Origin of the sequence: Bradyrhizobium sp. HKCCYLRH3097 (assembly GCF_051167875.1) — a bacterium.
Classification (GTDB): Bacteria; Pseudomonadota; Alphaproteobacteria; order Rhizobiales; family Xanthobacteraceae; genus Bradyrhizobium.
In genome coordinates this window covers 313,602-333,201 of sequence record NZ_JBNPTX010000002.1, presented here as the reverse complement: position 1 = coordinate 333,201, position 19,600 = coordinate 313,602, and the positions used below count along the sequence as shown (strand labels likewise).

General features: G+C 65.1%; 20 protein-coding genes and 1 tRNA gene. 11 read left to right on the top strand and 10 right to left on the bottom strand.

Annotation, left to right across the window (positions count from 1 at the left end; translation table 11 throughout):
- Positions 1 to 92: 92 nt before the first annotated feature.
- The 3 genes from ACQR0U_RS07170 to ACQR0U_RS07160 all read right to left on the bottom strand — a co-directional run bounded on the left by ACQR0U_RS07170 (position 93) and on the right by ACQR0U_RS07160 (position 4,147).
- Positions 93 to 2,180 (bottom strand): GmrSD restriction endonuclease domain-containing protein, encoded by a 2,088-nt coding sequence (locus tag ACQR0U_RS07170; protein WP_434843000.1) that lies wholly within the window; start codon positions 2,178 to 2,180, stop codon positions 93 to 95.
- A 131-nt stretch (positions 2,181 to 2,311) separates the two neighbouring features.
- Complete coding sequence (locus ACQR0U_RS07165; RefSeq protein ID WP_316202035.1) at positions 2,312 to 3,532, bottom strand: lytic murein transglycosylase; 1,221 nt, start codon at positions 3,530 to 3,532, stop codon at positions 2,312 to 2,314.
- 60 nt (positions 3,533 to 3,592) lie between these two features.
- On the bottom strand, positions 3,593 to 4,147 hold the full coding sequence (locus ACQR0U_RS07160) for a MarR family winged helix-turn-helix transcriptional regulator (RefSeq protein WP_315751650.1): 555 nt from the start codon (positions 4,145 to 4,147) through the stop codon (positions 3,593 to 3,595).
- Positions 4,148 to 4,201: 54 nt separating this feature from the next.
- Here ACQR0U_RS07160 and ACQR0U_RS07155 point away from each other — a divergent pair, with 54 nt between their 5' ends.
- Both ACQR0U_RS07155 and ACQR0U_RS07150 read left to right on the top strand, forming a co-directional pair.
- On the top strand, positions 4,202 to 4,672 hold the full coding sequence (locus tag ACQR0U_RS07155; protein ID WP_315751649.1) for a carboxymuconolactone decarboxylase family protein: 471 nt from the start codon (positions 4,202 to 4,204) through the stop codon (positions 4,670 to 4,672).
- A gap of 59 nt (positions 4,673 to 4,731) precedes the next feature.
- Complete coding sequence (locus ACQR0U_RS07150; RefSeq protein ID WP_315712101.1) at positions 4,732 to 4,914, top strand: hypothetical protein; 183 nt, start codon at positions 4,732 to 4,734, stop codon at positions 4,912 to 4,914.
- Between the two features lie 87 nt (positions 4,915 to 5,001).
- Here the strand turns inward: ACQR0U_RS07150 and ACQR0U_RS07145 are convergent, their stop codons facing one another.
- The 3 genes from ACQR0U_RS07145 to efp form a co-directional block, all read right to left on the bottom strand.
- The gene (locus ACQR0U_RS07145; RefSeq protein ID WP_315712100.1) at positions 5,002 to 5,265 is read right to left on the bottom strand and encodes a hypothetical protein; all 264 of its coding nucleotides are present in this window, start codon (positions 5,263 to 5,265) and stop codon (positions 5,002 to 5,004) included.
- Between the two features lie 61 nt (positions 5,266 to 5,326).
- A complete protein-coding gene (locus tag ACQR0U_RS07140; RefSeq protein ID WP_316203589.1) occupies positions 5,327 to 6,943 on the bottom strand; it encodes a M23 family peptidase in 1,617 nt (538 codons plus the stop codon).
- A gap of 39 nt (positions 6,944 to 6,982) precedes the next feature.
- Positions 6,983 to 7,549 (bottom strand): elongation factor P, encoded by a 567-nt coding sequence (efp, locus tag ACQR0U_RS07135; RefSeq protein ID WP_315712097.1) that lies wholly within the window; start codon positions 7,547 to 7,549, stop codon positions 6,983 to 6,985.
- 138 nt (positions 7,550 to 7,687) lie between these two features.
- On the opposite strand from efp, the gene epmA reads away from it, so the two are divergent.
- From epmA to ACQR0U_RS07120, 3 genes are read left to right on the top strand one after another with little or no spacing between them, the layout of a single operon-like run.
- A complete protein-coding gene (epmA, locus tag ACQR0U_RS07130) occupies positions 7,688 to 8,737 on the top strand; it encodes an EF-P lysine aminoacylase EpmA (RefSeq protein WP_315751647.1) in 1,050 nt (349 codons plus the stop codon).
- A complete protein-coding gene (locus tag ACQR0U_RS07125) occupies positions 8,734 to 9,828 on the top strand; it encodes a lysine-2,3-aminomutase-like protein (RefSeq protein WP_316203590.1) in 1,095 nt (364 codons plus the stop codon). Before epmA ends, ACQR0U_RS07125 begins: the two co-directional genes overlap by 4 nt.
- Positions 9,829 to 9,864: 36 nt before the next feature.
- Entirely contained in the window at positions 9,865 to 10,122 is a 258-nt protein-coding gene (locus ACQR0U_RS07120; protein ID WP_315712092.1) for a hypothetical protein, read from the top strand.
- A gap of 49 nt (positions 10,123 to 10,171) precedes the next feature.
- On the opposite strand, the gene ACQR0U_RS07115 is transcribed toward ACQR0U_RS07120, so the two are convergent.
- From ACQR0U_RS07115 to ACQR0U_RS07105, 3 genes are all read right to left on the bottom strand, one after another.
- Positions 10,172 to 11,257 (bottom strand): 3-deoxy-7-phosphoheptulonate synthase, encoded by a 1,086-nt coding sequence (locus ACQR0U_RS07115; protein WP_315826900.1) that lies wholly within the window; start codon positions 11,255 to 11,257, stop codon positions 10,172 to 10,174.
- 230 nt (positions 11,258 to 11,487) lie between these two features.
- Positions 11,488 to 12,075 (bottom strand): HdeD family acid-resistance protein, encoded by a 588-nt coding sequence (locus ACQR0U_RS07110; protein WP_315712090.1) that lies wholly within the window; start codon positions 12,073 to 12,075, stop codon positions 11,488 to 11,490.
- Positions 12,076 to 12,204: 129 nt separating this feature from the next.
- Positions 12,205 to 13,233: a PrsW family intramembrane metalloprotease gene (locus ACQR0U_RS07105; RefSeq protein ID WP_315751644.1), complete on the bottom strand. Its 1,029-nt coding sequence runs from the start codon at positions 13,231 to 13,233 to the stop codon at positions 12,205 to 12,207.
- Between the two features lie 778 nt (positions 13,234 to 14,011).
- Between ACQR0U_RS07105 and ACQR0U_RS07100 the strand changes: the two genes are divergently transcribed.
- The 4 genes from ACQR0U_RS07100 (at position 14,012) to ACQR0U_RS07085 (ending at position 17,590) form a co-directional block, all read left to right on the top strand.
- Positions 14,012 to 15,160 carry a PLP-dependent cysteine synthase family protein gene (locus tag ACQR0U_RS07100; protein WP_315712086.1) on the top strand — a complete coding sequence of 383 codons (1,149 nt, stop codon included), beginning with the start codon at positions 14,012 to 14,014 and terminating at the stop codon, positions 15,158 to 15,160.
- 183 nt (positions 15,161 to 15,343) lie between these two features.
- Positions 15,344 to 16,573, top strand: a complete 1,230-nt coding sequence (hemA, locus tag ACQR0U_RS07095) for a 5-aminolevulinate synthase (RefSeq protein WP_315712085.1) — start codon at positions 15,344 to 15,346, stop codon at positions 16,571 to 16,573.
- Between the two features lie 140 nt (positions 16,574 to 16,713).
- Entirely contained in the window at positions 16,714 to 17,292 is a 579-nt protein-coding gene (locus ACQR0U_RS07090) for a hemerythrin domain-containing protein (protein ID WP_315712084.1), read from the top strand.
- Between the two features lie 172 nt (positions 17,293 to 17,464).
- Positions 17,465 to 17,590, top strand: a complete 126-nt coding sequence (locus ACQR0U_RS07085; protein WP_315712083.1) for a hypothetical protein — start codon at positions 17,465 to 17,467, stop codon at positions 17,588 to 17,590.
- 275 nt (positions 17,591 to 17,865) lie between these two features.
- Here ACQR0U_RS07085 and ACQR0U_RS07080 read toward each other — a convergent pair whose 3' ends face one another.
- Positions 17,866 to 18,618, bottom strand: coding sequence for a hypothetical protein (locus ACQR0U_RS07080; protein ID WP_315826901.1), 753 nt, complete (start codon positions 18,616 to 18,618; stop codon positions 17,866 to 17,868).
- 214 nt (positions 18,619 to 18,832) lie between these two features.
- Here ACQR0U_RS07080 and ACQR0U_RS07075 point away from each other — a divergent pair, with 214 nt between their 5' ends.
- Entirely contained in the window at positions 18,833 to 19,165 is a 333-nt protein-coding gene (locus ACQR0U_RS07075; RefSeq protein ID WP_315712080.1) for a Rieske 2Fe-2S domain-containing protein, read from the top strand.
- Between the two features lie 213 nt (positions 19,166 to 19,378).
- Positions 19,379 to 19,453, top strand: a tRNA-Glu gene (locus tag ACQR0U_RS07070).
- Positions 19,454 to 19,600 lie beyond the last annotated feature (147 nt).

Below are 19,600 nucleotides of genomic sequence, written 5' to 3'. Positions count from 1 at the left end.
TGGGTATCTCGCTGCCTGCAACAATGGCGCTGGATTGTAAGATTTGACCGAGCAGAAGTTCGGACCCGTCGCAACAAATCAGGGTTCGTGGGCTAACTTCGCTCCCGCGCTTGCCTAATAATCGGTAGAGACTTTTCGATGTCGTCTAGATCATAAACTGAAACCAAAACTCCTCCCTCGTAAACGGCATTCACGATAAATTTAAATTCCGACGTATCTCGCGCAATTGATAGGGGGTCATCCACTTCATTAAATTCAAGGTTGAGCAATAATGTCAGCCGATTTTTTCTTGGCAAAACTTCGAGAAAGAAGTCGGGTCCATGATAGCTAATAGATTTATCCTCAGCTAACTCAATAATGTTGTTATCGATTTCTTTGAGTTTCGTACGAAGAACGTCGAATAAGTATTTCGCGTGCTGAGTCATGGGTATCTTGCCCACATCTTGCTGCAACGATTGCGCTCTCATTTCTTTCTCTCTTGCAATGTCAACCAGGCGCTGGTCGACGGTCAAGGAAGGCCAGATAGAAAGTGCTTCCGTTGCTAGCTTCTTTCCTCTTTTCTCCATTTCTTCAGATGTCCAGACGGACTGATCTCGGATAAACCGATTGAGTCGAACTGAGCTTTCCTCGAATCCGCCTCTGATCGTTTTCTTTTCGGCGAAGGGGCGATCGGAATAAGTGCTGTTGTACCCGGTGAGAGTTAGATTCCCAAGGCGATGAACCCATTGGCGCTGGATTTCGCGCCAGTTGTCTCCGAGCATTTTGCGCCATTCGAGCGAGAGCTTCGGATTTTGAGGCATTACATGTTCGATCGAATATCCACTCGTGTCGGTCGGCTCTCTGTTCCTATTATTCTCTAGTCTATCAAGGAGATCGAAGCAGACGCGCTTTCCGTAAATATCCCGTTCTTCCAAGGCGTTCCTGAATTCTTCGTTGTCGGGAAATCGATATGCATCACGCTGCAATGCCAGGCCGACCAGAAGAGATTCAAGTGGGCGGGATGGATCGATACGATAGGCCAGGTTCGCAAAAACCTGCCAGTAACCTCGGGTTTGTTCGCCGCAAATTGCACGGCGAAAGACGTAGCTATCAAGCAATTCGACGGCTCTAACGAAGTCGGATTCAACTAAGCTCCCTGCATCGTGACACGCATAAAGGCGCATGATCAACGTGGCGGGTACATCGACCTGCTTGCGTAAGTTAGAAAAGGGCTGTTTCAACGGACCGGGCGTGTCGGTCCCGATACTAAAGGCTGCATGATATCGAGCAAACGTTAGAAGCTTCTGCAAAAACGTGCCTAGCGCAAACGTATCTGTTCCGATGGAGCTGAATTCTCGCCTAAACGCTGAATATATGTTCTCGGTCTTTTCTTGTTTACTTGCTTGTGTATGTAGAGCTAGAAAATCGCGGACGAAAGCATCAAAGGTTTTTTCGGACCCGCGAAATAGATTTTCGATCTTGCACCAATACTGGTCGTAGAAGCGGGTCTGGTCCTGCTCTTGCAGGCGCATCAGGATAAAGTTGCGGATTAGATCGGACTGACTAAGGTCCATGCCTGTCGAATTTAAGCTCTCAAAGATCAGCTGTGGATCGTCGACCCCTCTATCCAACGTCACGTCAACGATGATCAGTCGGCCGATGCCTCGATATACGGTATCTGGATCAGAAGACTTGAGTTGTTCCTTAAAGAACTCGTAGTTGTCGCGGATTCGGTCTGATGAGTCGGCTGGTAACTCGGCTTCGTCGAGCAGGGCGCGAAGCGTGGCTTGATCACGCCGTCTTAGTACGAGTTTATGGTGGCGTGGACCGTCCTCCTGAAGGTTCTTAAGAAAATACGCATCCACTCGTCTGGCGGTTGGGCCTTCGTCTGCCCCGCTCCAGTTGCTTTCCTTTATATGATCGCGTAGCGCAACAAGGAGCAGAATCAACGTTGTTACGCGCTGTTGTCCATCCACAAGAAGCCACCGCGTAAAGCCTGCAGAAGAATCGCCTGTCGAAATATAAACGACAGACCCTAGAAAGTGTCCACGCTCGCTGGGATCGGCGGCGATCGCAACCAAGTCCTTCCAAAGCTGCTCGCACTGCGTCTCGGTCCAACTGTAGTCTCTTTGGAATACGGGGATTACGAACTGGGTGATGCCGTTTATGATCTTTGTGAATGGTCGATCGATTGCCTTCATGGAATTGTCCGTGCTCATGAAAATGGATTGTGACGCAGCCATTTTGTCGAGGCGGTGGGCATGCGGCAATCAAAAATGGCTCGTACAAAAAAATAAAAGTAGAGGTGGTTTGCGCACTGGAGTGCGAGCGCTTACCCGCCCTGTCTGAGCTTCGCCAGCACCTTCAAGCCGCCATAGCCGTCGGCGGGGGTGATACCGGCCTTGGCCTGGAAGTCGCGGATCGCTTTCATGGTGTCGTTGCCGACGCGGCCGTCGGTGCCGCCGGTGTCGAAGCCAGCTGCGGTCAGGCGCTTCTGCATCTCCTGCACCTCGGCCAAGGTCAGCGCGCGCTCGGAGCCGGGGAAGGGCTGCAGGAACGGCGGTGCCCCCAGGATGCGGTCGCCGAGATGGCAGATCGCGAGCGCGTAGCTCATGGCCGGATTGTAGGACTTCACCGAGTAGAAGTTCGGGCCGAGCAGGAAGGCGGGGCCGCCTGCGACCGGGATCCAGAGCTGCGCTGACGCATTGGGCTGCGGGAACGGCTGGCCGTCGGCGCGGGTGACGCCGGCCGCCTGCCACGCCGCATAGCTGCGACTGCCAGACATGTTGCCGGGCGCGCGCACCTCGTAGCCCCAGTGCTCGCCGCGGTGATATTTGCCGCGGTTGACGAGATAGCGCGCGGTCGAGCCGAGCGCGTCGTCGGGCCGGCCGAACGGGTTGATCTTGCCGTCGCCGTCATAGTCGAAGCCGACATTGAGCCAGACCTCGGGCATCCATTGCGTGTGACCCATGGCGCCGGCCCAGGAGCCGCGCATCTCCTCCGGCGTGCTCCAGCCGTGGTCGACGATCTTCAGCGCATTGGTGAGCTCGGTCTCCCAATAGGCCTTGCGCCGCGGCTCGTTCCAGGCGAGCGCGGCGAGCGCCGGAAACACCGGGCGCATGTGGTTCTGCTGCACCAGGGGATCGCCGAACGCGGACTCGACGCCCCACAGCGCGAGAAGCGTACCGCGCTCGACGCCAAAGTCCTTCTCGATGCGGGCGAACAGCGCCTCGTTCTTCTGCAGCGCGATCTTGCCGTTGATGACGCGCCAGTCGGAGACGCGACGGTTGATGTATTGCCAGAGCTGCTCCTTGAACTCCGGCTGGTTGCGCATCTCCTTGAACACGGTCATGTCGGGCTCGAGCCGTGCCATGACGCGGGTCCAGGTGGCCTGCGAGATGCCCTTGGCAAGCGCGCGGGCGCGAAAGCCGTCGCGCCAGGTCTCGAATTCGGCTGGGGCAGCCGCTACCGGCAGCGCGGGGACGAGCAGCGCGGCAGCGCCAAAGCCGGAGCGGAGCAAGGCGCGGCGGGTCATGGAATCGGGCTGGGTCATGGCGCCAGTCTACCCGGTAAGGGCGGGGCGCGGCAAAGCCTTGGGAGCGGCGGGAACCCGCTAGGCGCCGTGGAGGTCGGCGGCGACGTGCGCCAGCCAGCGGCGGATGGTCGCGAGCTCGCTCCGTTTCAAGCCGCGGGCAAGCCTGCGCTCGATGATGGTGGCCTGCCGGCGCGCCTTGGCCAACAGCGCCAGCCCGCGGCGCGTCAGGCTCCATCGCAGCATCCGACCATGGACGGGATGCGGCGTGCGCTCGATGGCGCCGTCGCGTTCGAGATTGCCGATGATCACGTTGACGGTCTGCGGCGTCAGCAGCGCGACGCGGGCGAGGTCGGCGCCGGACAGCCCGGGATAGGCCTTCAGCATCGTCAGCACCACGAATTGCGGATGGGTCAGCCCGGTTGGGATGAGCGCGCGGTCGAGCGACAGCCGCGCCGCGGCCTGCGCCTGGCGCAGCAGATAGGCGAGGTAGCCATCCTCGCCGCGCTTGCCCTCGCCGGGCGATGGCGGGCGGGCCGCCGTCCTGGGTCGAGTCCGGGTTTGACTCCTGGGCCGACGCGCGGGGCCGGCCTTTCGCGGCGCTCGCGCGGTCGTCAATTCCGGTGCCTTGCGCATATCATCAGAGCCCTGATAAGTTGTCAGACATCTGATAACACGAGAGACAGGCCCATGTCACATGCGCGAAGCGAGTACACCGCGTTCCGGAGCCAGGCGCCGGAGCTTTACGATGCCATCCTTGCGGTGAGTCAGCAGGCGGCGAAGGCCGGCCTCGACAAGCAGTTGCTCGAACTCGTCAAGATCAGGGCGTCGCAGATCAACGGCTGCGCATTCTGCGTGCAGCATCATGTGCTGCTGGCCGAGAAGCTCGGCGTGTCCGCCGACAAGATCAATCTCGTCGTGGTGTGGCGCGAGGCGCCGCAATTCTCGGCCCGCGAGCGCGCGGCGCTGGCGTTCACCGAGGCGCTGACCACGCTGCAGGGCGGCGTCAGCGACGAGGTCTATGCTCAGGCCCGGGCCGAATTCTCGGAAACGGAGCTGGTGTTCCTGACGTCGGCGGTCGGCGTGATCAATCTCTGGAATCGCTATGGCGTCGCCTTCCGCTGGACGCCGGCGGAGCGGCCGGTGCGGGCGGCCTCGTGAGTTGTCCGGAACCGCAGCACGGCCCGGCGGGTTATACGCGGGAGGCAGAGGAGGCGCGCATGACCGGGACGGACGAACCGCTCAAGCCGGAGGATTTTCCGCTGGAAGCCGACAAGGAGCGCGTGCAGCGCCAGGACGGCAAGCCGATCGCAACGACGAAGAACGAGGCGATGGCGCAAGAGATTGCGGATCGTCTCAACGCCGAGGAGCACCGCCGCGAAGAGGACAAGTGGTCGGCATGACTTCTTGCTCCTTGGCCGTCTCCTTGGAGTTGCAAGAGACACATGCCGCTTGCAGTCAGCTCGAACCGATCAGCAAGGGGGCTGCGCTCAAAACGGATTCGCCGGCTGCGCCCGCTGGGGACCTTCCGGCTTCGGCTCGACCGCGAGGCTGGGGTCGGTCGGCATCACGCGCGCGCCGGCGGCGCGGGCGACCTGGCCGGTCATCGAATGCCGTGCCGCCTCGGCGGACTTGATTTCCGGCGGATGCCAGCGGTCGCGCACCAGCATCGTCAGCGCGCCCACGCAGAGCAGCGCAATCGCGGTTGAAACGAGCGCGGGTCCGGCTCTGCGATGCGGGTTGGCTGTCATCATCTGCGATCCTCCTGACCAGACAACCCGGAGCGGTGGGTCTCGGTTCCGGGCCCGCCGGCGATCAGTTCCGGTCGCGCCCTGCGGCGGCGTCGGCCGCTGGTCCGAGCGGTGACGATCCGAGTGCGCCGGTCGTCGACGGCGGCGACGCGGCGATCTCCTCCAGCCCGACCTCGCGGCCGCGGCCGCCGATCAGGCGCTCATAGGCTGTGATCAGCGTCACGTAGGGATTGACCCAGATCCAGCCGTCGCGCGTGAACAACTGGACGTCGAAATGCAGATGGCGCGTGGTGCCGTTGGGATGGTCGAGATAGTTCGAGACCACGCCGATCGGCTCGCCCTCGCGAAGGCTGCGGCCGTTGAGCAGGCCGTCGGCATCCATCGCCGCGGGGTTCATGTGCATGTAGCGGAAGCGGATGTGCTCGGTGCCGCTGTTGACCTGCACCGTCACCGCCTGCTGCCGGGTCGAGCGGATCACGACGCCGTCGCGCACGGCGAGCACGCGCTGCCGCCACGGGTTGCAGCCGTCCGCGCCGTCGCGGCGCACAGGGCAGGCGCCCGGCCTGAGATCCTGGCCCTGATGGCCGAAGCCGCTGGCGCACTGCCCGACGTTGAAGCTGCGCGCCTCGCAGAAATTGTCGCGCCAGGGATACTGGCTCCATGGCTGGTCGAATTTGTCGCTCGCGCGCCGGCGGCCGAACGACTGCGAATGCACATAGGCCGGCGCATCCAGCGGATAGCGGATTTGCGAATAGACGGTGCGGTCGGCCCGCCCGCTCCGGCCGCGTCCGCCGCTGTTGGCGACGATGTCGCCAACAGGCCGATAGGTGAAATCGGCATCCAGCGTGAGCGGGCGCTCGGCGGCGAGCGGCGCGATCTCCGGCGGGATTCGCGACGGCTGTCCGCCGGCGATGCGCAGCGCCTTGAGAAAGCGTTCGGCGATGGGATAGGCCTCGCGGCAGGCGAGCCGGCGCGGCCGCGGCGCGCTGTCCAGGCACTGGATCGAGACCACGTAGGGCACGCCGAAGCGCGTGAAGGCGTAGCGGACATAGCCCTCGCGGATGAAGCGGCGCAGATCGGGATATTGCGCTGACAGCGCCTTGACGCCTTCGCCCTTGCCGCCGGCGGGATCGGCGACATCGTAGGTGAGGAGCGAGCCGGTGATCTGGATCTCGACCGGCTTTGCGAAGACGCGCGGCGGAAGGCCGGAGGTCATCTCCGGCGGCAGCGAGAACACGGCGTCGTAGCCGGACGGGCCGGCATCGAACAGGTCGGTCTGGAAGTCGGCCTGATAGCGCGGCAGATCGCGCGCCGCGATGGCGGCGCTGCGGCGCGCAGCGAGATAAGACGTGGCGTCGAACGGCAGCAAAACAGGGACCGGACTGCGTCCGATCCCCGTGAAGATGGTCGAGGTCACGCCGTTGAGCTGGACCAGCGCGGGCCTGCGCCGCGCATCGCCGGCCGAAACGCTGCTCCGGTGCGCGGACAGAGCGAAGTCGGCAGCGACCTCGGGCGCCGCGTTGAGTTCGGAGCGGAGCTGCTCCAGCGCCGCGCGCCAGTCGGCGCGGTTGATGGTGAGGGCGGGCGGAGCAAAGTCATCGGCCGCGCGCGTCGTGGACGGCGCGGCCAGCGTGATGATCGCCGCCAGGGCGGCGATGAGTGTGATGACCCGTGCCCCCAAATCCCCCCGCGCCCCCCGGCGTCAGATCCTCGAGATGCCTCAGTCCTTGGCGCGCTCGCAGTAGGAGCCGTCCTCGGTCATGACGACGATGCGGGTGCCGACCGTGATGTGCGCCGGCACGCCGGTGCGAACGCCGTTGGAGAGCACCGCCGGCTTGTAGGACGACGACGCGGTCTGGCCCTTGGTGACCGGCTCGGTCTCGACGACCTCGAGCGTGACGCGCTGCGGCAGCGTGATCGCCACCGGGACCACGTCGTGCATCGACAGCTTGACCGTCATGTTCTCCTGGAGATAGGCGGCCTGGTTGCCGACCACGTCCTTCGGCACCTGGACCTGGTCGTAGGTCTCCGGGTTCATGAAGTGGAAGCCGTCCGCATCCTCGTAGAGGTACGTGAAGTTGCGCTCCTCGATCGTAGCCTTCTCGACCTGGTCGGTGGTCTTGAAGCGCTCGGAGATCTTCACGCCGTCGCTGATTCGGCGCATTTCGATCTGGCTGACCGGGGTGCCCTTGCCGGGATGGATGTTCTCGGCGGTCACGACGACATAGAGCTTTCCATCTTGCTCAATGACGTTACCCTTGCGAATAGAGCTGGCGATGACTTTCAAAGCTGTTTTCCTGACACTGAAAAGGGGGCGCCGGACAAAGCCGGGGCGCCACGCGACGCGGAATGCGGTTTCGGGCGGCAACATACTGATTTTGTCCGGGGTTGCCAGTCTTTTGCGGCCCGAACGGGCGACCTCCTGATGTCCCGGGAGCCCGCGCCTTCGCCGTGGTGGTCGCCGCAGCGGCACGCCGATGTCAGGCCGTTCCTGCTCGCCCGGACCGCCATCACCAGGGCGTTGCGGGCCTGGTTCGACGAGCAGGGGTTTACCGAGGTCGAGACCGGCATCCTGCAGGTGTCGCCGGGCAACGAGACCCATCTGCACGCACCGCGCACCGACCTGACGGCGCCGGACGGGACCCGGCACCGGCGGTATTTTCGAACCTCGCCGGAATTCGCCTGCAAGAAGCTGCTGGCGGCCGGGGAGCGGCGGATCTTCGAGTTCGCCCGCGTGTTCCGCGACCGCGAGCGCGGCGACCTGCATCTGCCGGAATTCACCATGCTGGAATGGTATCGGGCGGAGGTGCCCTACGACGCGATCATGGCCGACACGGTCGTGGTGATCGCCCATGCGGCTCAGGCGACCGGAATCCGGCGGTTCGCCTTCCGTGGCCGCACCGCGGATCCCTTCGCCGAGCCAGAGCTGCTGACGGTTGCCGGCGCGTTCGCGCGCCATGCCGGGATCGACCTGCTCGCGACCATCCGCGACGGTGCGGGCGACCGTGGGGCGCTGGCCCAGGCCGCCGCCGGCAAGATCCGGATCAGCGACGACGACACCTGGTCGGACCTGTTCAGCAAGGTGCTGGTCGAGCATGTCGAGCCGCATCTCGGGCAGGGTCGGCTCACGGTGCTCCATGAATATCCGGCGCCGGAGGCCGCGCTGGCGCGGGTGGCGGCCGACCCCCGCGTCGCCGAGCGGTTCGAGGTCTATGCCTGCGGCGTCGAGCTCGCCAACGGCTTCGGCGAGCTCACCGACGCCGCCGAGCAGCGCCGCCGCTTCGAGCAGGAGATGGCCGAGAAGGAGCGCCGCTATGGCGAGCGCTATCCGCTCGACGAGGACTTCCTCGCCGCCGTGGCCGCGATGCCGCAGGCGAGCGGCGTGGCGCTCGGCTTCGACCGCCTGGTGATGCTGGCGGCCGGCGCCACCAGGATCGATCAGGTGGTGTGGACGCCGCCGGCAGGTGAGCGATGAACAGGATCGAACGTCCGACCACGTTGCGCAGCGCCGAGGATCTCGTCGCGCAGGGCTTGGCTGACGCGGCGGACCAGCCGGCGCTGGCGCGCGTGGCGCAGCGCTATGCCGTGGCGGTGACGACGCATCTCGCCGACCTGATCGACGTCGACGATCCGAATGATCCGATTGCGCGCCAGTTCGTGCCCAGCACGGATGAGCTGAAGGCCGCGCCTGGCGAGCGCGGCGATCCGATCGGCGACGATTCGCATGCGCCGGTGCCGGGCATCGTGCACCGCTATCCCGATCGGGTGCTGCTCAAGCTGGTGCATGTCTGCGCGGTCTATTGCCGCTTCTGCTTCCGTCGCGAGATGGTCGGGCCCGGCAAGGACAATGCGCTGTCGGAGGAGGCCTATCGCGCGGCGCTCGACTACATCCGCGCACATGACGAGATCTGGGAGGTGATCCTCACCGGCGGCGATCCGCTGATGCTGTCGCCGCGGCGGCTGAAGGAGATCATGGCCGATCTCGCCGGCATCGATCACGTCAGGATCGTCCGTATCCACACCCGTTTGCCGGTCGCCGATCCCCAGCGCATCACGCCGGCGCTGGTTGACGCGCTGAAGGCGCCGGGCGCAACGACCTGGATCGCGCTGCATGCCAATCATCGGCGCGAATTGAGTCCGCCGGTGCGCGCGGCCTGCGCGCGGCTGATCGATGCCGGCATTCCCATGGTCAGCCAGTCGGTGCTGCTGCGCGGCGTCAATGATGACGCGGCGACCCTGGAGGCGCTGATGCGCGGCTTCGTGGAGACCCGCATCAAGCCGTATTACCTGCACCATGGCGACCTCGCGCCGGGCACGGCGCATCTGCGCACCACGCTGGCGCAAGGGCAGGCGCTGATTCGAACGCTACGCGGCCGGGTGTCCGGCCTGTGCCAGCCCGACTACGTGCTCGACATTCCCGGCGGCTACGGCAAGGCGCCAGTGGGGCCGCAATACCTCACTGCGGATGAAACTGTTGAGCAGGATCATGCGGCAGCTGCGCAAACGCGCTATCGTGTGATTGACTATTGCGGTGAGGCGCACCTCTATCCGCCCGCCGCGGGATGAAGTGTCCTGCCGATTCCGCTGACACGGAGGAGCAACATGAAGAAATTTGCGATCGCGATGGGGCTCCTGATGGCCGTCACCGATGGCATCGCGCTGGCGCAGAGCGGCAGCGGCTCCTCCGCCGGCACCGGATCGAAGAGCGGCATGCCGCCGCAGGCGCCGGTCGGCCATCGTCAGGTGCGCCCCAGCGACCTGCCGAAGGCCGAGCAGGCCGAGGACAATTCGATGAGCGGCACGACCAAGGAAGACCGCGAGCTCGATCGCAAGATCAAGGGCATCTGCCGCGGCTGCTGAGCGCGATCTGCGGCGCGCCCGACGCGCGCCGCTTGATCGGTCGTGAGTGTTACGCCGAGCGCTCACGCGGGGAGTTGCGAAGCGCCGCACGCCGGGCGGCGACGGCTTCGGCGAGCTGCTCCAGCACCTCCACCGTCGTGTCCCAGCCGATACAGCCGTCGGTGATGCTCTGGCCGTAGGTCAGTGCCACGCCCGGCTTGACGTCCTGGCGTCCCGCGATGAGGTGACTCTCGATCATCACGCCCATGATGCGCTGCTCGCCTGCGGCGAGCTGGCGGCCGACGTCGGCGGCGACCAGCGGCTGGTTCTCCGGCTTCTTGCTCGAATTAGCATGGCTGGTGTCGATCATCAGCCGCGCCGGCAGTCCGGACTTGATCAGCTCGGCCGCGGCCTGCTCGACATGGGCGGCGTCGTAATTGGGGCCGCTGCCGCCGCGCAGGATGATGTGGCAGTCCTCGTTGCCGGTTGTGGCCGCAATCCCCGAACGGCCGCCCTTGGTCACCGCCATGAAATGGTGCGGGTGGGCCGCGGATTTGACCGCATCAGCGGCGATGCGGATGTTGCCGTCGGTGCCGTTCTTGAAGCCGACCGGGCACGACAGGCCGGAGGCCAGCTCGCGGTGGATCTGGCTCTCGGTGGTGCGCGCGCCGATCGCGGCCCAGGCGACGAGGTCGGCGATGTACTGCGGCGTCGTCATGTCGAGGAATTCGCATCCCGCCGGCAGGCCGAGATTGTTGACGGCGGACAGCACGCTGCGCGCGAGCCGCAGGCCCTTGTTGATATCGAAGGAATTGTCGAGGCCGGGATCGTTGATCAGGCCTTTCCAGCCGACGGTCGTGCGCGGCTTCTCGAAATAGACCCGCATCACGATTTCGAGGCGGTCGGCGAGGCGTTCGCGCAAGGCGGCGAGGCGGCCGGCATAGTCGATCGCCGCGTCGGGATCGTGGATGGAGCAGGGGCCGACGATGACCAGCAGGCGGTCGTCGCTGCCGGTCAGGATAGCGTGGATCGCATTGCGCGCGGCCATCACCACACGGGTGGCGGTGAGGGTGCGGGGGATTTCACCCATCACCTCCGCCGGCAGGCTCAATTCCTTGATTTCCTTGATACGAAGATCGTCTGTTGTGCTCAGCACAGCGGGCTCCTGGGTCTCTTGGGTGGGCACCTGCCGGCAATAAAAAAGCCGCCAGGTCTGGCGGCTCGTTCGGATATCTTGCTGCAATGTGTCAGATTGAGCGCGATCCTCCCGCCGCCAGCGAGCTGTCGTAGCTAAAGTACCAATAAAAGCTGGTGGCGGCGTTGATCATGCCCATCCTATAGCGGCCGCGCGGCCGCTTGTCATCCCGAAAATCGAGCCCTCCGGCGTCAACCGTTGCGCGCGGCGAGCGCCATGCCGATCATCGACAGCCCGCCGAACAGCAGGTTGATGCCGACCAGCAGACCGATCGCCCACAACGCCGTGCCGGGCAGACCGGAAATGATGATGCCGGCGATCGCGATGTCGACCACGCCCGAGATTGCCAGCCACGACCAGCGCCCGGACAGCTCGCGGCGGTGCTCCAGCGCATACATGATGGTGGCGACGCCTTCTGCGAGAAAATAGACGCCGATCACGATCGTTAGCGTCACCGTCCCCTGGACCGGCTGCGCCACCAGGATGACTCCGGCGACGATGGCGAGCACTGCCGACAACAGCGACCACCAGAAGCCGGGCATGCCGCGGGCCCAGAAGGTGAGCGCGAGTCCCGCGATGCCCGAGATCAGGAACATCCAGCCGAGGAAGATCGTGACCGCGAGGCTTGCCAGCGGGGTGAGGATCATCGCGAGCAGGCCGAGAACGGCGAGCAGGATGCCCTCGATCAGGAAGGCCTTCCAATGCGCGCGCACGGCTGCGCCCATCTGCGACTTCATGCGCTCGAGCTCGGGCGGAATCGTATCCTGGGGAAGGGTCATGATCGTCACTCCGGGCAAGCTCACGCGCTTAACGCCGCGGCCGCCTGCCCACGCACATGGTGAGGACCTGCGGCCCGGACAAGCGCGCAATGCGCATTTGGTTGCTCTGCCGGCCCCGCGATGCCGGGATTATGCCGTCGTCCGAATCCGGTTGCGACCGAAAACATAGATCGTCGTTGTGACAATCAGAAGGGCCATCCCGACGATGATCGCGGTGAGACCGAGGGGAACCAGAACCGCGGCGACATTGCGGTCAGGGTTGAGCAGCCAATGCCGGATGGAGGTCAGCACGAATCCGAGCCCGACGAAGCCGGCGGCGCCGCCGAGCAGGAGCAGCGCCCACATCCTGCGCAGCTGGCTCAGCCTTGCCCGCGCCACCTCGGTGCGCGGCGTGTGGTGATGGGCGACCCGGCGCACCAGCCGCACGGCAAGGGCGATCGACGAGAACCCGATCAGCACGCTGATGCCGCCGAGCCAGAGGCGCGCGGCGGTGTCGAGGGTCGATGCCCGCTGCAGCAACAGCAATGGATAGTCGAAGGCCGCATGCAGCATCACGGGTGCGGCCAGCACCAGCGCCCAGCTCGACAGCCGCGCCCCTTCGCGATTGTGGCGGTTGGCGCCAAGCGCCGTACTGGTGCGGGCGATCGCGAGATAGGCACCGGCAATGATGCCGAGCGCGCCATGAAACGGCACGGTGAGCACGCTGCGCAGCACCGCCAGCGAGCGCCACATCTCGGCATGCTGGACGAGATAAGCCAGGTTCTCGTAAGCCGCGAAGCCGAGCCCGACGGCGGCACCGTAGAATACCGTGTCCATGGCATTGCCGACCTGCCGGCGCCGCGACCACAGCGCGGCGATCACCGCGACCTTGGCGAGCTCTTCCGGCAAGGCGACGCCAAAAAGGGCCCGGACCGCCTGGGCGATCCAGGGATTCTCCAATGTCAGCCCGACATGCTGGAACGGCGTCCTGATAATGCCGAGCAGGAGCACGCTGGCCGCCCCGAGCAGGAAGGCGGTCCAGATCTTGAGCGGAGGGCCTGAATTGTCACCGGCGGCGACCACCAGCCAGAGGATCAGCAGCGCGGGCGCGATCGCGGCGGTGCCGATCACGGTCGCGAGGGCTTCGAGAAGGTTCATTTGCGATGGCAAGTAAGCCATGGTCTCCGATCATCCAATGCGGCGGGGCCGAACCGACCCTCCACCACCCGCGCGGAGAATGGATTTGACATCGGTCCGTGGCCGCACGGCAAGATCTACATGTCGGCAGAATGAGCCGCCCTTCAAGGGAAAGAACCCCGTCCGGGGGCTCGATTGGGGGAGGGACCGCTGCAGGGCCGAGTGCAGCCGCCGTCGGCTGCCGCCCGGCTGGTCTCAACGGGGCCGGGAGGCTCTCGGCGCCGTCGCATCGCCGCCGCGCACCGGGGCCTCCTGGCGCGGTTCGACCGGGGTCCAGGCGTCGGTGCGGGAGGTGGTTGGCGCCTGGGCGGTCGTCGGCGTTTCCACGCAGCTCAATCGTGGTGTCGGGTCGGCCACACGCCGGCATTCCAGACCTTCAGCGAAAGCGGCCTGACTGATCGCGCACGCAACCAGAACAATCGAAAGAACTCTCATGGTGCCCCTCGGAGCAGGCTTGGGTCGCCCGTGATGCAGGCTCGACTCGGTCGTGCCATTCGATGATGCCCAGCTTGGCCGCAAAAGCGTGCAAATATTTGACCATTCTCGCCGTCATTCAAAAATTCTTCCGAAATTCGCGCGTGCATTCCATGAGTTGCAAGCGATGCGAGCGTTTTTCGCTGGCGCAAACGCGAAGCCCTTTCGCTCCGTTGCGGTGCCAAGGCGCGGCAGCCGGCGCCGAACTGCCATTTGCCCCCAGCTTGCTCGGCATGGGCGGCCGGGCGGGCTTGATGCGGCGAAGGGATCATGGTCGGTTGCCGCGATGAATTCGCCGTCTTGGTCAGCTTCCGACAGAGCCTGTGGTCCACGCTATCGCCGTGGCTGGGTCGACGACGCCGTGGCGGCCATCGAGGCCGACCAGTGCCGGACCGCCGACACGCACTTGATCCGGCTGATCGTGCCCGCGCTCGCCGGCATCGACATCTACCTGAAGGACGAATCGACCCACCCGACCGGGAGCCTCAAGCATCGGCTGGCCCGATCGCTGTTTCTCTATGCGCTTTGCAACGGCCACATCCGGGAAGGCACGCCCGTGGTCGAGGCCTCCTCCGGGTCGACAGCGGTATCGGAAGCCTATTTCGCGCAGATGATCGGCGTGCCGTTCTACGCGGTGATGCCGCGCACCACCTCGGAAGAGAAGATCGCCGCGATCACGCATTACGGCGGCAATTGCCATCTCATCGATGACGGCCGGTTTCTCTATGCCGAGGCGGCCGCGCTCGCGAGCCGGCTCGGCGGCCATTACATGGACCAGTTCACCTTCGCCGAGCGCGCTACCGACTGGCGCGGCAACAACAACATCGCCGAGTCGATCTTCAACCAGTTGCAGGGCGAGCGCCGTCCGCTCCCGGAATGGATCGTGATGGGCGCGGGCACCGGCGGCACGTCGGCGACGATCGGCCGCTATCTGCGCTACCGCCGGCATCCGACGCGGCTGTGCGTCGCCGATGTCGAGCATTCGGCCTTCTTCGACGCCTTCTGCAACGGCGACAGCGCCCGGACGTGCGAACGGCCGTCGCTGATCGAGGGCGTCGGCCGTCCGCGCTGCGAGCCATCCTTCGTGCCGGGGGTCGTGGATCGCATGATGAAGGTGCCGGATGCCGCCTCGGTCGCGGCGATGAACGTCCTGACGCGGCGGCTGCGCCGGCCGGTCGGCGGCTCGACCGGGACCAACTTCCTGGCGCTGTGCCGGCTGGCGGCCGAGATGCGGCAGGATGGACAGAGCGGCTCACTGGTCACGCTGATCTGCGATTCCGGGGAGCGCTATCGCCAAACCTATTACGAGCCGCAATGGCTCTCCGCGCGCGGTCTCGACCCCGCGCCGTACGAGGCGGCTCTGTCCGCCTTCCTCGACACCGGTGCGCCGCTGCGGCTCGAGGTTGCCGATGCGGAGAACCCGCTGCGCGCCTGAACGCCTCCGAGGGCGTCGCGGACCGCGGCGAGCGGCATCCGGATGCCCGGCATCGTGCGCGATCCCTGATCTGGATCAACGAAGGACGCGACGGATTGCGCTTTGGTCCGACCCCGAACAGGCCTCCAAGGGCGCGCCGGAACGCAGGTTCGGGACGCGGGCAGGGGAAGGACGGATCAGGTGATGAACTACGACAGCTATTTCGACCGTGCCCTCGACCAGTTGCACCAGGAACGGCGCTATCGCGTCTTCGCCGATCTGGAGCGCCTCGCCGGCCGCTTCCCCCGCGCGATCTGGCATTCGCCGGAGGGGCCGAAGGATGTCGTGATCTGGTGCTCCAATGACTATCTTGGCATGGGCCAGCATCCGAAGGTGATCGGCGCCATGGTCGACGTTGCCGCGCGCATGGGCACCGGCGCCGGCGGCACCCGCAACATCGCCGGCACCAACCATCCGCTGATCGAGCTCGAGCGCGAGCTTGCCGATCTCCACGGCAAGGAAGCGGCGCTGGTGTTCACCTCGGGCTACGTCTCCAACGAGACCGGCATCTCGACCATCGCGAAACTGCTGCCGAACTGCCTGCTGCTGTCGGACGCGCTCAACCACAATTCGATGATCGAGGGCGTCCGCAAGGCCGGGAGCGAGAAGCAGGTCTGGCGGCACAACGACCTCGCGCATCTCGAAGAGCTGCTGCGGGCGGCCGATCCCGACCGTCCCAAGCTGATCGTCTGCGAGAGCCTGTATTCGATGGATGGGGATGTCGCGCCCTTGCACCGGATCTGCGATCTCGCCGAGCGCTATGGCGCGCTCACATACGTCGACGAGGTCCATGCGGTCGGCATGTACGGCCCGCGCGGCGGCGGCATCGCCGAGCGCGACGGCGCGATGGCCCGCATCGACATCCTCGAGGGCACGCTCGCCAAGGCCTTCGGCTGCCTCGGCGGCTACATTGCCGCCAATGCCAATCTGATCGACGCCGTCCGCTCCTATGCGCCGGGCTTCATCTTCACCACAGCCTTGCCGCCGCCGGTTTGCGCCGCCGCGACCGCCGCGATCCGCCATCTCAAGACCTCGCAGTGGGAGCGTGATCGGCACCAGGACCGGGCGGCGCGGCTCAAGGCCGTGCTGAACGCCTCGGGCCTGCCGGTCATGCCGTCCGACACCCACATCGTGCCGGTGCATGTCGGCGATCCCGAGAAGTGCAAGACGGCGTCCGACCTGCTGTTGTCCGAGCACGGCATCTACATCCAGCCGATCAACTATCCGACCGTGCCGCGCGGCCTGGAGCGGCTGCGCATCACGCCATCGCCTTACCATGATGACGGCCTGATCGACGCCCTGGCCGAGGCGCTGGTCGACGTCTGGGACCGGCTCGGCCTTGCGCGGGCGCCGCAGGCGCTCGCCGCGGAGTGAGCCGTTTCCGCTGACCTGTCACATCGGTCTGTCAGTTTGATCTGCCGCAATGCCGCCCGCGCTCGCGCGGGCGTAGTCTGTTGCGTTCAGGGAAAATGCCGGTTCGGCAAGGCCCAGCCGGCGCACAGGCGAGGGCGGCCATGGCAAGGATCATCGAAGCGCTGCTGCAGGAGCACGAGAATCTCGAGAAGCTTCTCTCGGTGCTCGAGCACGAATTGGAGCTGTTCGATCACAATCGGCGGCCGGACTACGACATCCTGCAGAGCATCATCGCCTATTTCGAGGACTATCCGCAGCGCTGTCATCATCCCAAGGAGGAGATGATCTTCGGCAAGCTGCGCGAACGCGACCCTGCCGCGGCCGCAGCCTATGGCGACGTCGACGACGAGCACGAGACCGAGGCGCAGCGGCTGCGCGGCTTTGCCGACGCCGTGAACGCGGTGCTGTCGGACCAGGAGATCCTGCGCGAGAGCTTCCACGCCGCCGTGCATGAGTTCATCGACAGCCAGCGCGAGCATCTGCGCAAGGAGGAGACCCTGCTGTTTCCGGCGGCGCTGCGCGCCCTTCAGGCGGAGGATTGGGCCGATATCGACGCCCGCATGTCGGACCGCAAGGACCCGCTGTTCGACGGCGACGTCGCCGAGAAATTCCACAATCTCGAGCGGACCATCCTGCGCTGGGAACAGGAGGCGGAGCAGGCGCGCGCCACCGCCGGCTGATGGCGTTTTGCCCAATTGCGCCCCGCGACCGGTGGACTATAGTTCCAGTGGGGGCAGGCACTCTTTCGCGGAGCTGGCTATGGCCGCTTTGAACACTGGGCTCGATCCGGTCCGAGGTTCGTCGAATGCAGGGGCAGGGGCAGATGCGGCCCGAACCCCTGCGCAGGTCCCGATGGCGCAGCAGAGTGCCTTTGGCAGCCATGGCTATGACATGTATCCCCAGGAACTCGTCCGGCTGTCGGGCTGCCAGGAGCAGGCGCTGCGCCGTGAGACGAAGCGCGCCTTGCAGCTGAGCTGACGGCCTTGTCCGATCTCGCCGCTCGATGGTCCCCGCGCTGGTTCATGGCCGGAACGCAAACCCGGGATCATGGTTGTAGTTCATGATCGTGGTTATTCCGGTATACGTGCGTTAACCTATCATTAACCAGATCGCGCGACCCTGTTCGCATACCCCAGGAATGCGACGGAACCGGACGGCCGGAGCCGGCAGTCGCGACAAGAGGCCGGCGGCGTAACGCCCGCCGGCCTTTTTGCGTGGGCGGGTCGGCTGGAATTGACCACCGCACCCTTGCGTCAGTTGCGCCGCGCCAGCGAGCGCAGGAAGCCCTGATATTCCTCGTTCAACTCCATATCGACGGCAGGCGCGAGCTTCAGCAGGACATTGGCGATGAACGCCTGGTCGTTGCGCGGCTCCTCCAGCACCTCGCGCAGCACCGGGACGTTGTCCTCGATGTGATGCAGAAAGGCGACGCCTTTCTCCGCCGTCTCGGTCCAGCGCGCCCGCGTCCATTTCGCCAGCGGATACATGATCTCGTGGACGAAGTTCGACTTGCGCGCCTTCTCGAAGAAGCGCAGTCCGGCGCTCCAATATTCCTTGGCGCGCAGCGGCGGTGGCGGCAGATCGCCTGTCAGCATCTTCTTGCCGGCCTGGCCGACGAAATCGTCGAGCGTGGTCGGCGCATCGATCGTGGCGCGGAAGTGCCACAGCGCGAACGAGCCGGGAAAATCCTTGCCCATGCCGTCGAGCAAGGCGGTCTCGACCTTGTCGACCGCGGCCTTGTCGCCCTTCAGCGACGCCGTCATCGCGAAGGCGAACAGCGCGTCGTTGCCGACCTCGTGGACGCCGCCGTTCTGCAATTGCGCCGCCGACAATGCGGGTGTCTTGCCGTCGGCAGGCACCGCGGCCTCGCCGACGCGCTGCGCCTTGATGAAGGTGGTGATCTCGAGCCAAGCCATGAGGTTGGCGATGAAGGCGTCGGGATCGACATGCACGATGGCGAGATTGAGCGGCTCCTTGCGTGTTCTCAGCTCGGTCATGTCGGTCATGTCGCACTCCGCCGCAACTCGCCGCCGAGCGGTCTGTCGCCTTTGCGACACGATGGCTCGTTCGACGAGAGATGCCGGGAAGGGCAGCAAGAAGGGTGCCACGGTCTTGTCGGGCTTGGTCTTGTCGGGCTCGCGGGCACAGCGCGGTCCGCGGAACGAGTTTTGCTCGTGGTCCTTCGATTGCGATGGTCGCAATGGAGCATGAGGCCAGCGAATGTTCACCCGCGTCTGCAAGGCCGACACCATCGACGAAGGCGGCATGCGCCTCGTCATCGCCGACGCCCAGCTCGTCATCCTTGCCTGGCCCGACAATGGCGAGCTCAAAGCGTTCCAGGGCGTCTGCCCGCACACGGCGGCGCCGATGGAGGAGGCCGGCTTCGACGGCCGCGTGCTCAGTTGCCCCGTGCACAATTGGACGTGGGATGCTTTCACCGGTACGCCGCTCCACCCGCCGGAGAGCGCGCTGGCGCAATATCCGGTCAAGGTCGAGGACGGCGTGGTCTACATCGACACGGACGGTATCGCTCCGCTGTTTGCGGCCCGTTGAGCACGCGGGAAGAGACCGGAAACACCGCCACGGGGTGGCTTGCCCGGCCGGCGAAACGCCTCTATACGTTCGGCGCGCGGCACGGAATCACCGTCGGTGGTTCAGCCGACCTCGCAGATCATCGCCTCAAGCGGCTGATTTGCTGAAGGTTTTACCGAAACGTGCAAGCGGCGATGGCACCGGGGCCTCGTGCCCTCTGGCATCGTGCGTATTGCTCCCTTCGTCTATCGGTCAGGACGCCACCCTTTCACGGTGGAGAGAGCGGTTCGATTCCGCTAGGGAGCGCCACTCCGCGCCGGCTTTCCTTCCATCTTCGATCTTGAAACGGACGGTTTGCGCCGAGACGCGGTCGGCGCGAGGTTCTGCAGCGATGAATCGCACGCGCAGTCGGGGTCCGGTCAACCGTCCATTAGGGTCCTTGCCGTACTGCAACGG